This is a genomic window from Pseudomonas nitroreducens (assembly GCF_024170165.1).
Taxonomy (GTDB): Bacteria; Pseudomonadota; Gammaproteobacteria; order Pseudomonadales; family Pseudomonadaceae; genus Pseudomonas; species Pseudomonas nitroreducens_C.
Window position 1 is genome coordinate 170,223 of sequence record NZ_JALJXP010000009.1, and the last position, 16,033, is coordinate 186,255.

General features: G+C 67.3%; 11 protein-coding genes. 10 read left to right on the top strand and 1 reads right to left on the bottom strand.

The annotated features are described in order from the left end of the window. Positions 1 to 26 precede the first annotated feature (26 nt). The 4 genes from J2T47_RS19100 (at position 27) to aldA (ending at position 8,350) form a co-directional block, all read left to right on the top strand. Positions 27 to 1,799 (top strand): methanol/ethanol family PQQ-dependent dehydrogenase, encoded by a 1,773-nt coding sequence (locus tag J2T47_RS19100; RefSeq protein ID WP_253450143.1) that lies wholly within the window; start codon positions 27 to 29, stop codon positions 1,797 to 1,799. Positions 1,800 to 2,682: 883 nt separating this feature from the next. Beyond that, positions 2,683 to 4,203 carry an acetaldehyde dehydrogenase ExaC gene (gene exaC / locus J2T47_RS19105; protein ID WP_253450147.1) on the top strand — a complete coding sequence of 507 codons (1,521 nt, stop codon included), beginning with the start codon at positions 2,683 to 2,685 and terminating at the stop codon, positions 4,201 to 4,203. Positions 4,204 to 4,706: 503 nt separating this feature from the next. Next, positions 4,707 to 6,890 (top strand): PQQ-dependent dehydrogenase, methanol/ethanol family, encoded by a 2,184-nt coding sequence (locus tag J2T47_RS19110; RefSeq protein ID WP_253450149.1) that lies wholly within the window; start codon positions 4,707 to 4,709, stop codon positions 6,888 to 6,890. 23 nt (positions 6,891 to 6,913) lie between these two features. After that, entirely contained in the window at positions 6,914 to 8,350 is a 1,437-nt protein-coding gene (gene aldA / locus J2T47_RS19115) for an aldehyde dehydrogenase (RefSeq protein WP_253450152.1), read from the top strand. Positions 8,351 to 8,642: 292 nt separating this feature from the next. On the opposite strand, the gene J2T47_RS19120 is transcribed toward aldA, so the two are convergent. Then, on the bottom strand, positions 8,643 to 10,571 hold the full coding sequence (locus J2T47_RS19120) for a sigma-54-dependent Fis family transcriptional regulator (protein ID WP_253450155.1): 1,929 nt from the start codon (positions 10,569 to 10,571) through the stop codon (positions 8,643 to 8,645). 389 nt (positions 10,572 to 10,960) lie between these two features. Here J2T47_RS19120 and pqqA point away from each other — a divergent pair, with 389 nt between their 5' ends. From pqqA to J2T47_RS19150, 6 genes are read left to right on the top strand one after another with little or no spacing between them, the layout of a single operon-like run. Then, entirely contained in the window at positions 10,961 to 11,032 is a 72-nt protein-coding gene (gene pqqA, locus J2T47_RS19125) for a pyrroloquinoline quinone precursor peptide PqqA (protein WP_003106462.1), read from the top strand. 47 nt (positions 11,033 to 11,079) lie between these two features. Next, positions 11,080 to 11,994, top strand: coding sequence for a pyrroloquinoline quinone biosynthesis protein PqqB (gene pqqB / locus J2T47_RS19130; RefSeq protein WP_253450158.1), 915 nt, complete (start codon positions 11,080 to 11,082; stop codon positions 11,992 to 11,994). A 20-nt stretch (positions 11,995 to 12,014) separates the two neighbouring features. Next, positions 12,015 to 12,764 carry a pyrroloquinoline-quinone synthase PqqC gene (gene pqqC / locus J2T47_RS19135; protein ID WP_253450161.1) on the top strand — a complete coding sequence of 250 codons (750 nt, stop codon included), beginning with the start codon at positions 12,015 to 12,017 and terminating at the stop codon, positions 12,762 to 12,764. Next, entirely contained in the window at positions 12,764 to 13,042 is a 279-nt protein-coding gene (pqqD, locus tag J2T47_RS19140) for a pyrroloquinoline quinone biosynthesis peptide chaperone PqqD (protein ID WP_024762490.1), read from the top strand. The genes pqqC and pqqD overlap by 1 nt, the downstream gene beginning before the upstream one ends. Further along, a complete protein-coding gene (pqqE, locus tag J2T47_RS19145) occupies positions 13,014 to 14,162 on the top strand; it encodes a pyrroloquinoline quinone biosynthesis protein PqqE (protein WP_253450164.1) in 1,149 nt (382 codons plus the stop codon). Before pqqD ends, pqqE begins: the two co-directional genes overlap by 29 nt. Positions 14,163 to 14,164: 2 nt before the next feature. Further along, the gene (locus tag J2T47_RS19150; RefSeq protein WP_253450168.1) at positions 14,165 to 15,958 is read left to right on the top strand and encodes a S9 family peptidase; all 1,794 of its coding nucleotides are present in this window, start codon (positions 14,165 to 14,167) and stop codon (positions 15,956 to 15,958) included. Positions 15,959 to 16,033: the final 75 nt, after the last annotated feature.

Genomic DNA, 16,033 nt, shown 5'->3' on the forward strand with positions numbered 1-16,033 from the left:
AACAACAATCGCAGAGGCGCACCGCCATGAGACAGCTTCAACCTTTCGCCCGCACCGTGCTGTTCACCGCCATCAGCCTGGCCTCGCTGGGCGCCCACGCCGGGGTGACCGACCAGGACATCAGCGATTCCGCCAAGCGCACCGACCAGATCGTGGTCAACGGGATCAACCAGCAGGGCCAGCGCTTCAGCCCGCTGAACACCCTGAACAGCGACAACGTGAAAGAGCTGCGGCCGGTCTGGGCGCTGTCCTTCGGTGGCGAGAAGCAGCGCGGCCAGCAGGCACAACCGCTGATCAAGGACGGCGTGATGTACGTCACTGCCTCCTACTCGCGGGTGTTCGCCGCCGACGCGCGCACCGGTCGCAAGCTCTGGCAGTACGACGCGCGCCTGCCCGACGGCATCATGCCCTGCTGCGACGTGATCAACCGGGGTGTGGCCCTGTACGGCGACCTGGTGATCTTCGGCACCCTCGACGCCAAGCTCGTCGCCCTGAACAAGGACACCGGCAAGGTGGTGTGGAAGAAGACCGTGGCGGACTACAAGGCCGGCTACTCCATCTCCGCCGCGCCGCTGATCGCCAAGGGCAAGCTGATCACCGGCGTGGCCGGCGGCGAGTTCGGCGTGGTCGGCAAGATCGAGGCCTACAACCCCACCAACGGCGAGCTGCTGTGGAGCCGCCCGACCGTGGAAGGCCACATGGGCTACGTCTACAAGGACGGCAAGGCGGTGGAGAACGGCATCTCCGGCGGCGAGGCGGGCAAGACCTGGCCGGGCGACCTGTGGAAGACCGGCGGCGCCGCGCCCTGGCTGGGCGGCTACTACGACCCGAGCACCGACTCGCTGTTCATCGGCACCGGCAACCCGTCGCCGTGGAACTCGCACCTGCGTCCGGGCGACAACCTGTTCTCCTCCTCGCGCCTGGCGCTGAACCCGGAGGACGGCTCGATCAAGTGGCACTTCCAGACCACCCCGCACGACGGCTGGGACTTCGACGGCGTCAACGAGCTGGTGTCCTTCGACTACAAGGATGGCGGCAAGACCGTGCAGGCCGCGGCTACCGCCGATCGCAACGGTTTCTTCTACGTGCTCGACCGCACCAACGGCAAGTTCATCCGTGGCTTCCCCTTCGTCGACAAGGTGACCTGGGCCAAGGGCCTGGACAAGGACGGCCGGCCGATCTACGACGACGCGCACCGTCCGGGTGCTCCGAGCGAGGGGGGTGAGAAGGGCACTTCGGTGTTCGTCGCGCCGTCGTTCCTCGGTGGCAAGAACTGGATGCCCATGGCCTACAGTCAGGACACCGGGCTGTTCTACGTGCCGTCCAACGAGTGGGGCATGGACATGTGGAACGAGAACATCGCCTACAAGAAGGGCGCGGCGTACCTCGGCGCGGGCTTCACCATCAAGCCGCTGAACGAGAAGTACATCGGCGTGCTGCGCGCCATCGACCCGAAGACCGGCAAGCAGGTCTGGCGCTACGAGAACTACGCGCCGCTGTGGGGCGGCGTGCTGGCGACCCACGGCAACCTGGTGTTCACCGGCAACCCCGAGGGTTACCTGATGGCCTTCGACGCCAGGACTGGCAAGAAACTCTACCAGTTCAACACCGGTTCGGGCGTGATCGCCTCGCCGATCACCTGGGAAATGGACGGCGAGCAGTACGTCACCGTCCTCTCCGGCTGGGGCGGCGCGGTGCCGCTGTGGGGCGGCGAGGTGGCCAAGCGCATCAAGGACCTGGACCAGGGCGGGATGATCTGGACCTTCAAGCTGCCCAAGGATCTGGTGGCGAAGAAGTGATGGTTGTGTGATCGGGGCTAAGGGCCGGCCATTGAGTCGGCCCTTAGCTTTTGCGCCGGCGTGAAACTCAACCTGTAGGAGCGGGCCCTGCCCGCGATACGCCGGCAGGGCCGGCGCTTTCTTTTGCTCCGGTGTTGCCGTTCTGCTGCCTTGGCTTGGGTGTTCCTGCGCCGCTTTGGTGTGTGCTCAGGCTTCCTGTTTCGCCCCCTCGGGCGACCCACTTTGGAAAGACCCAAAGTGGGCAAAGGTCTTGCCCCAATCATCCGGTTTTTCGCTTAGGCGAAAAATTCCCTCGTCGAAGCGAAGTTTCAGGGGCACGCCACGACGGGCCATCCCTGGCCCATCGTGGCTCTCGCGACATCCATGTCGCTCAACCCCTGAAACTTCGCTTCAACGAGGCCTCCTGAACGGGGCGTTCGGAGTGCGTGGGTATTTCTCTGGAAGTCTTTAAGAGCCAAACCCAAAGCCAAACCCAGTGCGAGAGTTGTTGCTCCTCGTAGGAGCGAACTTGCTCGCGAACCGTAGCACGGCCTTTCCCTGTAGGAGCGGGCCATGCCCGCGATCCGCCGGCAAGGCCGGCGTTTCAGGCGGCTCGGCGGTTGGCCGGAATTGCCGGGCAGCGTCCATGGGCGCCATCGCGGGCAGGGCCCGCTCCTGCAAACAGTATCGTAGGGCGCATAACGCGACAGCGTTATCCGCCGTCGCGGCGTCGGCGGATAACCCGTTCCGGGTTATGCGCACTACAACCAGCGACGATCGCCAGTCTACTACCAAATGAGTAACCCACCACGCCCATGGGTGCATTCCGGGGTGGGAAGGGCGCTGCCTAAGATCGCTCCATGACCCGGCCGATTCAGGCCGGGAACCGACAGGAGAGCACCCCATGATCTACGCCGCACCCGGAACCCCAGGCGCCGTCGTCACCCTCAAGCCGCGCTACGGCAACTTCATCGGCGGCGAGTTCGTCGCGCCGGTGCTGGGCCAGTACTTCAGCAACACGTCGCCGGTGAACGGTGAAGTCATCGCCGAGTTCCCGCGCTCCACCGCCGAAGACATCGAGCGCGCCCTCGACGCCGCCCACGCCGCAGCCGGCAGCTGGGGCCGTACCTCGGTGCAGGATCGCGCGCTGATCCTGCTGAAGATCGCCGACCGCATCGAGCAGAACCTGGAGCAGCTCGCCGTCGCCGAGACCTGGGACAACGGCAAGGCCGTGCGCGAGACGCTGAACGCCGATGTGCCGCTGGCCGCTGACCACTTCCGCTACTACGCCGGCTGCATCCGCGCGCAGGAAGGCGGCGCCGCCGAGATCAACGAGAACACCGTCGCCTACCATATCCACGAACCGCTGGGCGTGGTCGGGCAGATCATCCCGTGGAACTTCCCGCTGCTGATGGCCGCGTGGAAGCTGGCCCCGGCCCTGGCCGCCGGCAACTGCGTGGTGCTCAAGCCGGCCGAGCAGACCCCGCTGTCGATCATGCTGCTCGCCGAGATCATCGGCGACCTGCTGCCGCCGGGCGTGCTGAACATCGTCCAGGGCTTCGGCAAGGAAGCGGGGCAGGCGCTGGCCACCAGCAAGCGCATCGCCAAGATCGCCTTCACCGGTTCCACCCCGGTCGGCTCGCACATCCTCCACTGCGCGGCGGAGAACATCATCCCGTCCACCGTGGAGCTGGGCGGCAAGAGCCCGAACATTTTCTTCGAGGACATCATGCAGGCCGAGCCGGCCTTCATCGAGAAGGCTGCCGAGGGCCTGGTGCTGGCGTTCTTCAACCAGGGCGAAGTCTGTACCTGCCCGTCGCGGGCGCTGGTGCAGGAGTCGATCTTCGAGCCGTTCATGCTCGAGGTGATGAAGAAGATCAAGGCGATCAGGCGCGGCAACCCGCTGGACACCGAGACCATGGTCGGCGCCCAGGCCTCGCAGCAGCAGTACGAGAAGATCCTGTCCTACCTCGACATCGCCCAGAGCGAGGGCGCCGAGCTGCTGACCGGCGGTTCCAGCGAGCGCCTGGAGGGCGATCTGGCCAGCGGTTACTACATCCAGCCGACCCTGCTCAAAGGCCATAACGGCATGCGCGTGTTCCAGGAGGAAATCTTCGGCCCGGTGGTGGGCGTGACCACCTTCAAGGACGAAGCCGAAGCCCTGGCGATTGCCAACGACACCGAGTTCGGTCTCGGTGCTGGCGTCTGGACCCGCGACATCAACCGCGCCTGGCGCATGGGGCGTGGCATCCAGTCCGGCCGCGTGTGGACCAACTGCTACCACCTGTATCCGGCCCACGCCGCGTTCGGCGGCTACAAGAAGTCCGGCGTCGGCCGCGAGACCCACAAGATGATGCTCGACCACTACCAGCAGACCAAGAACCTGCTGGTCAGCTACGACATCAACCCGCTGGGCTTCTTCTAACAGTCAGCAGTAAACCGGCGAGCCTTCTCCCATCAGGCTCGCCGGCCCTTCCTGGTGTACCCCGCCTGGCACTCCACCAGGCATCCCTTGTGTCGACGCGCCCGTTCGGGCGGCCGTCCGCTTCCGTGCCCACTTCCATGGGCGACGGCCTTCGTCGAACGCGGCATCTGCCGCGTTTTCTTTTTTCCGGCGCCTGTGTCGCGGTTCGTCCCCGCGTAGGAGCGGACTCCGTCCGCGATTGGCCCCACTTCGCGCCGGACACCATCGCGGATGAATCCGCTCCTACAAGAGCGTTCGCAACGTCCCGCTTGCGCAACAGCTGCCGCGGTCCCGTGCAACACCTGTAGCGCCCGCAACACCTGCCTCGGCGCCGGCAGAAAGCGCCGGAAGCCCCGAACGGCAGGCCCTCCAGCCTATTCCGCCAACCCTGGCACAGCGGTTGCTCTGAGCCTTGCAAGCCGCGGCGAACGATCCGCGGCACCAACAAGAATCGGAGAACCTCCATGAGATCGATTGGCCTGCACGTGCCTTCCGTTCGCCTGCAACCCACTCTGCGCCATTCCCTGCTGACCGCCTCGCTGCTGATGGCCGGTCTGTCCCCGAATATCCACGCCGCTGAAACGCCCGCCAACGTCGATGGCAAGCGCATCGCCGCTGCCGACAAGGAGCCGGGCAACTGGATGACCACCGGCCGTACCTACGACGAGCAGCGCTACAGCCCGCTCAAGCAGATCGACCAGAGCAACGTCGGCAGCCTGGGCCTGGCCTGGAGCCACAAGCTGGACATCGACCGCGGCGTGGAAGCCACGCCCATCGTGGTCGATGGCGTGATGTACACCACCGGGCCGTTCTCCATCGTCTACGCACTGGACGCCCGCACCGGTGAGCAGCTGTGGAAGTACGACCCGCAGTCCGACCGCAGCCGCGCCGGCGAAGCCTGCTGCGATGCGGTGAACCGTGGCGTGGCGGTGTGGAAGGGCAAGGTCTACGTCGGCGTGCTCGACGGTCGCCTGGAAGCCATCGATGCCAAGACCGGCAAGCGCGTGTGGAGCGTCGATACCCGCACCGACCCGTCGCGCAGCATCACCATCACCGGCGCGCCGCGCATCGTGAAGGGCAAGGTGATCATCGGCAACGGCGGCGCCGAGTTCGGCGTGCGCGGCTACATCACCGCCTACGATGCCGAGACCGGCAAGCAGGACTGGCGCTTCTTCACCGTGCCCGGTGACCCCAAGGAGATGCCCAAGGGCAAGGGCATGGAGATCGCCGCCAAGACCTGGTTCGGCGACAACTATGCCAAGCAGGGTGGTGGCGGCACCGTGTGGGACTCGATGTCCTACGACCCCGAGCTGAACCTGCTGTACATCGGCGTCGGCAACGGCTCGTCGTGGAACCCGCGGATCCGCAGCGAAGGCAAGGGCGACAACCTGTTCCTCTCGTCCATCGTCGCGATCAACCCCGACAACGGCGAGTACGTCTGGCACTACCAGACCACGCCGGGAGATGCCTGGGACTTCACCGCCACCGCGCACATCATGCTGGTGGACATGGAGATCAACGGCAAGCAGCGCAAGGTGCTGATGCAGGCGCCGAAGAACGGCTTCTTCTACGTTATCGACCGTGCCACCGGCGAACTGCTCTCGGCCAATAACATCGTGCCGATCAACTGGGCTACCGGTGTCGACCTGAAGACCGGCCGGCCGATCCGCAACGAGAAGGTCTCCGACTACTGGAAGGACCCGGAGAAGAAGGCGCGCCTGATCCAGCCGGCCTTCTGGGGGGCCCACGACTGGCAGCCCATGTCTTACAACCCCAACACCGGCCTGGTGTACATCCCCGCGCACATCATGTCGGCGATGTACCAGGATGTGGACGGCGCGCCGCCGCGCTCCAAGTTCAAGAGCATCTACCAGCTCGACGTCAACACCGGGATGATGCCCGAGGATCCCGAAGGCCTGCGCAAGATCGCCGACACCTGGACCGGCAAGCTGATCGCCTGGGACCCGGTGAAGCAGGAAAAACGCTGGGAAGTGCCGTACAGCACCATCTTCAACGGCGGCACCCTGAGCACCGCCGGCAACCTGGTATTCGAAGGCACCGCCGACGGCCGTGTGGTGGCCTACGCCGCCGAGAACGGCAAGAAGCTCTGGGAATCCCCGGCCAACACCGGCGTGATGGCCGCACCGATCACCTATGAGGTGGATGGCGAGCAGTACGTGACCTTCATGGCCGGCTGGGGCGGCGCCTTCTCCACCTTTGCCGGGGCCCTGTCGCTGCGCGCCGGGGTCAAGCCCAACGCCCAGGTGCTGACCTACAAGCTGGGCGGCACCGCGAAGCTGCCGGACATCAACTACAAGTGGGCCGACCGCAAGCCCGAGCCGCCGGCGCTGACCGGCACCACCGCGCAGATCGACCAGGGTCGCGAGCTGTTCAACGGCAGCTGCTCGCAGTGCCACGGCATCAACGCCATCAGTGGCGGCGTGGTGCCCGACCTGCGCACCCTCAGCGCGGAAAACCACCAGCGCTTCCTCGGCATCATCTACGGCGGCCGCATCCCCGATGGCATGCCTTCGTTCCAGGGCCACCTCGACCTGCAGCAGGCCGAGGCCGTGCACCAGTACCTGATCAAGCGCGCCTACGACCTCAAGGAACAACTGGCCGGCGCGCAGAAGACCGCCGCCAAGTGACCGTCTAAAAGGAGACCAACCCCATGACTGACGTGACAACCTACCAGCACTACATCGACAACCGCTTCGTTGCCGGCGAGCCGTTGATCGAGGTGCACAATCCAGCCAACGGCGAGTTGCTGGCGCGCATTCCCGAGGCCAGCGCGGCCCAGGTGGACAGCGCCATCGGTGCCGCCCGCCAGGCGCAGAAGGCCTGGGCGGCGAAGCCCGCCATCGAGCGCGCCGGCTACCTGCGCAAGATCGCCGAGAAGGTTCGCGCCAACGCGCCGCGCCTGGCGAAAATCATTACTGCCGAGCAGGGCAAGGTGCCGGCGCTGGCGGAAGTGGAGGTGAACTTCACCGCCGACTACCTCGACTACATGGCCGAGTGGGCGCGCCGCCTGGAAGGCGAAGTGCTGACCAGCGACCGCGCCGGCGAGCACATCTTCCTGCTGCGCAAGCCGCTGGGTGTGGTGGCGGGTATCCTGCCGTGGAACTTCCCGTTCTTCCTGATCGCCCGGAAGATGGCGCCGGCCCTGCTGACCGGCAACACCATCGTCATCAAGCCCAGTGAAGAAACCCCGATCAACTGCTTCGAGTTCGCCCGCCTGGTGGCGGAAACCGACCTGCCCACCGGCGTCTTCAACGTCGTCGGCGGCACCGGGGCCAGCGCCGGTAGCGCGCTGACCAGCCACGCCGGGGTGGACCTGATCAGCTTCACCGGCAGCGTCGCCACCGGCTCGCGGATCATGGCCGCGGCCGCGCCGAATATCACCAAGCTGAACCTCGAACTGGGCGGCAAGGCGCCGGCCATCGTCCTCGCCGATGCCGACCTGGAACTGGCGGTGAATGCCATCAAGGCCTCGCGGGTGATCAATACCGGGCAGGTGTGCAACTGCGCCGAGCGCGTCTACGTGCAGCGCCAGGTGGCCGACCAGTTCATCGAGAAGATCGCCGCCGCCATGGCCGCCACCCGCTTCGGCGACCCGAACGTGCAGGCCGACCTCGACATGGGTCCGCTGGTCAACCAGATCGGCCTGGACAAGGTCGCGCAGATGGTCCGCACGGCGACCGGGCAGGGCGCCCAGATCATCACCGGCGGCGCCGTCGCCGACCTCGGCAAGGGCTTCCACTACCAGCCCACCGTGCTCGCCGGCTGCAAGGGCGACATGGAGATCATGCGCAAGGAAATCTTCGGCCCGGTGCTGCCGATCCAGGTGGTGGACGACCTCGACGAAGCCATCGCCCTGGCCAATGACAGCGACTACGGCCTGACCTCGTCGATCTACACCCGCAACCTCAGCGCCGCCCTCAAGGCCAGCCGCGAACTGGACTTCGGCGAGACCTACATCAACCGCGAGAACTTCGAGGCGATGCAGGGCTTCCACGCCGGCACCCGCAAGTCCGGTATCGGCGGCGCGGATGGCAAGCATGGGTTGTACGAGTACACGCACACGCATGTGGTTTATGCGCAGGAGTGAGCTACCGGTTAGTCCGTGACTGGGCGTAGGCCCTCTCCCCAGCCCTGGCGGGGGAGAGTGGGCCAGGGCGCGCACGGTGTTTCCTGGGAAAGAGAATGCCGTACCGGTAAACCCATCACCGTTTTGCTTGGGCGGGCCTTCCTTGCCAGGTGAGGCCCGCTCCTTTTTCCCTGCGCCTGGATGCGTGCCTTGCGCAGGAGGTTGCCGCGCAAGGTCTGTCGCGGGCATGGCCCGCTCCTACAGGAGTGCGGGGCATGCCGGCAACAAGCGGGCGCAGGGAAAAGGGAAAGGATCAATACAGCGCATTGGGCTGCACGATGCCGTGCTTCTTCATCTTCCGATACAGGGTCGACCGGGCAATGCCGAACTGCTGCGCCACCGCACTGATATTCCACTGCTGCTCACGCAGCGCCGCCAGCAGGTGGCGGGCTTCGTCGTCGTCCAGGCGGGCGGCGAGGGCGGTGGCTGCCGGCGGTGTTTCGCAGGCCACGGCGGGAGCGGCCTGATGCAGTTCCATCGGCAGGCAGTCCAGGTCGATGCGGCCGTCCTCGGCGAGGGCGGCAGCGTAGCGCAGGCAGTTCAGCAACTGGCGGATGTTGCCCGGCCACGGATGGCCGCGCAGCCGCTCGCGCACCGCGGCATCGAGGTGCAGCTTGCCGCCCAGGCCGGCCAGCAGGCTGTCGATGAGCGCCTCGCGGTCTGTGCGCTCGCGCAGCGCTGGCAGTTGCAGGGTCATGCCGGCGAGGCGGTAGAACAGGTCCTCGCGGAAGCCCTTGGCGCGGATCATCTCGGCCAGGTTCTGGTGGGTCGCCGAGACCACCTGCACGTCCAGCGCCACCGGCGCTTCGGCGCCCAGCGGGAGGATTTCCCGCTCGGCCAGCACGCGCAGCAGGCGCGTCTGCAGGTGCGCGGGCATGTCGCCGATCTCGTCGAGGAACAGGGTGCCGCCATTGGCCAGTTCCAGCTTGCCCTTCATGCCCTTCTTGCTGGCACCGGTGAAGCTGCCGCCGCGGTAGCCGAACAGCTCACTCTCGATCAGGCTCTCCGGAATCGCCGCGCAGTTCAGTGCGACGAAGGGCCCGGCGTGGCGTGCGCTGGCCTGGTGGATGGCGCGGGCGAAGGCTTCCTTGCCGGTGCCGGTCTCGCCGGTGACCAGGATGGAGATGCCCTTGTCGAGCACCTTGCGCAGCTTGCGCACGCCGTCCTGCAGGCGCGGGTCGGCGCCAGCGAGTCGGGCGAGGTCGGGATGCTCCGGACTCTTGGTTGCACCCGTGGCCGGTGCACTGCGGCGCGGTGGGCTGGCCGGAGTGCGCAGGCCGACGTCCACCAGCGCGTGATCAGCGAGGGTGCGCAGGCGGATGCCCCGTGCGCCGCCCTTGCTCAGGTCGAGCAACTGATCGACGTCCGCTTCCAGCAACTGCTCGATGCGGCTGCCCAGCAGCTCGCCACGGCAGGCGGTGAAGGCGGCGTGGTTGCCGCCGATCACCCGGCCCTGTTCGTCGAGGGCGATCAGCTGTTCGTTGGCCAGGTCCGACACCTCGTCGCGGGCCTTCACCGAGAGGGTCAGGCGGTCGCGGTAGCGCTGGCGGAAGCTGGCGTTCTCGATCAGCCGGGCGTACAGGATCACCAGCTGCAGGGTCAGGTACTGCGCGTCCTTGGGCCCGTCGTTGTACAGGCAGGTGGCGTTCAGGCAGCCGCGCAGGCGGTGCTGGGCGTCGAAGATCGGCGCCACCGAGCAGCTCAGGCGGAAGTTGCTGACCAGGAAGTGTTCCTGGCGGTGAATGGTCAGCGCCTCGCCGGCGGCCAGCGCGGTGCCGATGCCGTTGGTGCCGGCGATGGATTCGTCCCAGCGCGCGCCGACGATCAGCCCGGCCTGGGTGTAGCGGTCGCGCTCGCTGGGCAGGCGCGCATCGAGGGTGATGCCGCGCTCGTCGCTGAGCAGCACCGCGAAACCTGCCGGCAGCACGCGCCGGGCGAGGCCGGTGACGCCCTGGCTGGCGATGGCCAGGTAGTCCTGGTGCAGGCCCTGGTGGTCGCGGATTTCCCCGGCGGTGAGGATGTGTTTTTCCGCCCGCGCGCGCGGGTCGAGATGGTGCTCCATCACGCTGCGGTACCAGGAGCGCGCGATGGCGCCCTCGGGCTGGATGTCACGCTCGCCGAAGTGATCGGCAATAAAGGCAGCAAGGTCGTTCGGGCAGTTTTCCAGGGATTGCGGGTGCATGGTCACTCCCGGCGGCCGTCAGCATGGCTGCGGCGCATTGTTTTTGTAAGGGACCGGCTCCGTGTAGGACCGTTCCTAGGAAGAGCCAGTCTAGACCGGTCGGTCACGGGCGACGAGTGCCCGAGCAAGGCCTGTGCCGAATCACTCCACGTGGGGCGTCCAGCCCCACGCCAGAGCGTTCGCCCCCGGAGGGCGCGAGCGCAACCGGGCAACGGCTGTCGCAGCGATGGGACAGTTGTAGCGGCGGGGCGCGACAGCTGTCGCGGGCCCGCTACCAAATCAGGGGGGAATCTCCTTCGAAAGTATCATTCGGAGTGTCTGACCCTGGTGTTTAACTCGACTTGCCGGTCCTGCCGGCACCTTGCCTAACAAAAAAAGAGGACAGACCCATGTGGACCAAGCCTAGCTTCACCGACCTGCGCCTTGGCTTCGAAGTGACCTTGTACTTCGCCAACCGCTGATCCACTGCGCCCCGGTCCGCCGGGGCCCCTGCCCACGGGGCACTGTCATGCACATCCGAATTCTCGGGTCGGCCGCCGGTGGCGGCTTTCCCCAGTGGAACTGCAACTGCCGCAACTGTCGCGGCGTACGCGACGGCAGCGTGATCGCGCAGCCACGCACCCAATCCTCCATCGCGCTGTCCGACGACGGCGCCAACTGGATTCTCTGCAACGCCTCACCCGACATCCGCGTCCAGCTGGCGTCGTTCCCGGCGTTGCAGCCGGCGCGGCGCCTGCGCGATTCGGCGGTTGCCGCGATCATCCTGCTGGACAGCCAGATCGACCACACCACCGGCCTGCTCAGCCTGCGTGAAGGCTGCCCGCACGAGGTGTGGTGCACGGAGATGGTTCACCAGGACCTGTCCACCGGTTTCCCGCTGTTCCCCATGCTGTCGCACTGGAACGGCGGGCTGAAGCACCGGCTCATAGAGCTGGACGCGAAGCCCTTCAGCATCCCGGCCTGCCCGGGCCTGCGCCTCACCGCCATCGCCCTGCGCAGCAGCGCGCCGCCGTATTCGCCGCACCGGGGCAACCCGCATCCGGGCGACAACATCGGTCTGTTCATCGAGGACCTGTCCACCGGCGGCAAGCTGTTCTACGCACCCGGCCTGGGCCAGGTGGACGACCAGCTGCTGGGCTGGATGCGCCGCGCCGACTGCCTGCTGGTGGACGGCACGCTGTGGCGCGACGACGAGATGCGCGTCTGCGAAGTGGGCGACAAGCTCGGCAGCGAGATGGGCCACCTGGCCCAGAGCGGGCCGGGCGGGATGATCGAGGTGCTCGACGGCCTCGACGGGCCGCGCAAGGTGCTCATCCACATCAACAACACCAATCCCATCCTCGACATCGCCTCGCCGGAACGTGCCGAACTGGACGCCCGCGGCATCGAGGTGGCCTTCGACGGCATGGGCATCCAGCTCTAAGACGCTGAAAGGAAAGCGCGATGACCCGTGAAGCCATGAGCCCTGCCGAGTTCGAACAGGCGCTGCGCGCCAGGGGCGCCTGCTACCACATCTACCACCCGTACCACGTGGCCATGTACGAAGGCCGCGCCAGCCGCGAGCAGATCCAGGGCTGGGTGGCCAACCGCTTCTACTACCAGCTGAACATCCCGCTGAAGGACGCGGCGATCCTCGCCAACTGCCCGGACCGCGAGGTGCGCCGCGAATGGCTGCAGCGCATCCTCGACCACGATGGCGCGCCCGGCGAGGAGGGCGGCATCGAGGCCTGGCTGCGCCTGGCCGAATCCGTGGGGCTGGACCGCGAGCAGGTGCTGTCCGAGGAACTGGTGCTGCCCGGCGTGCGCTTCGCCGTGGACGCCTACGTCAACTTCGCCCGCCGCGCCAGCTGGCAGGAAGCCGCCAGCAGCTCGCTGACCGAGCTGTTCGCCCCGCAGATCCACCAGTCGCGCCTGGACAGCTGGCCGCAGCACTACCCGTGGATCGACGCCAGCGGCTACGACTACTTCCGCAAGCGCCTGTCCCAGGCGCGCCGCGACGTCGAGCACGGCCTGCGCATCACCCTGGAGCACTACCGCACCCGCGAGGCCCAGGAGCGCATGCTGGAAATCCTGCAATTCAAGCTCGACGTGCTCTGGAGCATGCTCGACGCGATGAGCATGGCCTATGAACTGGGGCGCCCGCCGTACCACACGGTGACGAGCGAGCGCGTATGGCACAGGGGGTTGCTGTGATGAGTCTGCCTTCGCTGGACAGTATCCCGGCGCTGCGCCGGGGTTTCCGCCTGCAGTTCGAACCGGCCCAGGGCTGCCATGTGCTGCTCTATCCTGAAGGGATGGTGAAGCTCAACGACAGCGCCGGGGCGATCCTCGGCCGGGTCGACGGGCAAGCTGACGTCGCCGGCATCATCGATGGCCTGCGTGCCGATTTCCCCGGCGTGCCGGGCATCGACGAAGACATCCTGGCATTCCTCGAGGTGGCCCATGCGCAATTCTGGATCGAGCTGCGCTGAGGCGCCGGTAGGCCCGCCACTGTGGCTGCTGGCCGAGCTGACCTACCGTTGCCCGCTGCAGTGCCCGTACTGTTCCAACCCGCTGGACTTCGCCAAGGGCGGCGAGGAGTTGACCACCGCGCAGTGGATCGAGGTGTTCCGCCAGGCCCGCGAGATGGGCGCGGCACAGCTGGGCTTCTCCGGCGGCGAGCCGCTGGTGCGCCAGGACCTCGCCGAGCTGATCGCCGCGGCCCGCGGGCTGGGCTTCTATACCAACCTGATCACCTCCGGCATCGGGCTCAACGAAAAGCGCCTGAAGGAGTTCGCCGACGCCGGCCTGGACCATATCCAGATCAGCTTCCAGGCCGCCGACGAGGAGGTGAACAACCTGCTCGCCGGCTCGCGCAAGGCCTTCGCCCAGAAGCTCGCCATGGCCCGCGCGGTGAAGGCCCACGGCTACCCGATGGTGCTGAACTTCGTCACCCACCGGCACAACATCGACAGCATCGACCGGATCATCGAGCTGTGCATCGAGCTGGAGGCCGACTTCGTCGAACTCGCCACCTGCCAGTTCTATGGCTGGGCCGAGCTGAACCGTGCCGGCCTGCTGCCGACCCGCGAACAGCTGCAGCGCGCCGAGCGCATCACCGCGCAGTACCGCGAGCGTCTGGCTGCCGAGGGCAACCCGTGCAAGCTGATCTTCGTGGTGCCCGACTACTACGAGGAGCGCCCCAAGGCCTGCATGGGCGGCTGGGGCAGCGTGTTCCTCGATGTCACCCCGGACGGCACCGCGCTGCCGTGCCACAGCGCGCGACAATTGCCGGTGAAGTTCCCCAACGTGCGCGAGCACAGCCTGCAGCACATCTGGTACGAGTCGTTCGGTTTCAACCGCTTTCGCGGCGACGCCTGGATGCCCGAGCCGTGTCGTTCCTGCGACGAGAAGGAGCGCGACTTCGGCGGCTGCCGCTGCCAGGCCTTCATGCTTACCGGCGACGCCGAGGCCACCGACCCGGTGTGCGCCAAGTCGGCCCACCACGGCATCATCCTCGACGCCCGTCGCGAGGCGGAAACCGCGGCTGCGCCGCTCAGCGCGCTGACCCTGCGCAACGAGCGTGCCTCACAACTGATCTGCAAGGCCTGAGGATGGACCGCAGCGCCTGGAGCGCCGAACGCGCGGTAGCCGCCGCCGGGGATTTTGCCGAGCTGCACGTGGCCCACGGCGGGCTGCTGTGGGCCGCCTTCGATCCCGCCAGCGCGCGCTGCCGGCTGTTCCTCCGCCGCGAAGGGCAGAGCGTCGAGCTGACGCCGGCCGGCGCCTCGCTGCGCAGCCGCGTCTACGAATACGGTGGCGGCGCCTGCTGCGCGACCGCCGACGGCGTGGCCTGGGTCGAAGAGGGCGACCAGCAGGTGCACTGGCTGCGCCTGGGCGGCGCGCCACGGCCGATCACCCATCGCGACGACTGTCGTTATGGCGACCTGCACTACGTGCCGGCGTGGAATGCGCTGCTGGCGGTGGAGGAGCAGAATGGCAGCGACGGGGTGATCCACCGGGTTGTCCGCCTCGATGCCGATGGCCGGCGTCGGGTGATCGCCGCCGGCGCGGATTTCTACGCCTCCCCGGTGGTCGACAGCAGCGCCGAGCGGATTGTCTGGGTGGAATGGGATCGCCCGCACCAGCCCTGGACGCGCACCCGCCTGTGCGAGTCCTTCGCCGGGGAGGAACGCTGCCTGGCCGGGCAGGCCCGCCACGAATCGATCCAGCAGCCGCGCTTCGCCGAGGACGACCGCCTGCACTGGCTGAGCGACGGCGACGGTTACTGGCAGCCCTGCCACGAAGGCCCCCGGGTTATTCCCCGTGCTGCCGCCGACCATGCCGGCGCACCCTGGCAACTGGGCGGGCGGACCTTCCTGCCATTGCCCCACGGCGCACTGCTGGCGACCCGTTACGAGGACGGCCGCGGCGTACTGGTGCTGTATGACGGGCGGGGCGGCGAACGCCGGCTGGCCCCGGAATACAGTCGGTTTCGCTCGCTGGCTGCGGATGAGCGGCATTTCTACTGCATTGCCGCCGCGCCGGACCGCCTGCCGACGCTGCTGGCGATCCGCCGGGTGGACGGCTCCATCCAGGTGCTGGCCGGTGGCGACCGACCGCTACCCGAGGCCGAGCTGTCCCGTGGCGAAGTCTTCCATTACCCGGTGGGCGAGGATGAATGCGGCCACGGCTTCTTCTATCCGCCCTTCGCCGCGGAAGGGACGCCGCCACTGGTGGTGTTCCTGCACGGCGGGCCGACCTCGGCCAGTTACCCGGTGTTCGACGGGCGCATCCAGTTCTGGACGCGCCGGGGCTTCGCCGTGGCGGACATCAACTACCGCGGCAGCAGCGGCTACGGGCGCGCCTACCGCGAGCGCCTGCACCTGGGCTGGGGCCAGGTGGAAGTGGAGGATATCGGCGCGGCGCTGGATTTCCTTGGCAAGACCGGGCGCATCGACCGCCAGCGGGTGTTCGTGCGCGGCGCCAGTGCTGGCGGCTACAGCGCGCTGATGGCCCTGGCGCGGCTGCCGGGCCTGCGTGGCGGCGCCAGCCTGTATGGCGTCAGCGACCCGCAGGCGCTGGCAAGGGTCACCCACAAGTTCGAGGCGGACTACCTGGACTGGCTGATCGGCGACCCGCAACAGGACGCCGAACGTTACCGCGAGCGCACGCCGGTGCTGCAGGCCGAGCACATCCACGCGCCGGTGATCTTCTTCCAGGGCGAACTGGACGCCGTGGTGGTGCCGGCGCAGACCGATGCCATGGTCGACAGCCTGCGCCAGCGTGGTGTGCCGGTGGAAGTGCACCGCTACGCAGGGGAGCGCCATGGCTTCCGTCAGGCCGCCAACCTGGCCCATGCGCTGGAGGCTGAGTGGCGCTTCTATCAGGCGCTGCTGGCGGGCTGATATCTGTCGGATCGGGCTGTCAGAACCGTCTGCCAAGGTCGCATTGCAATACCTGACGGATGCAGTAGGCTGCCG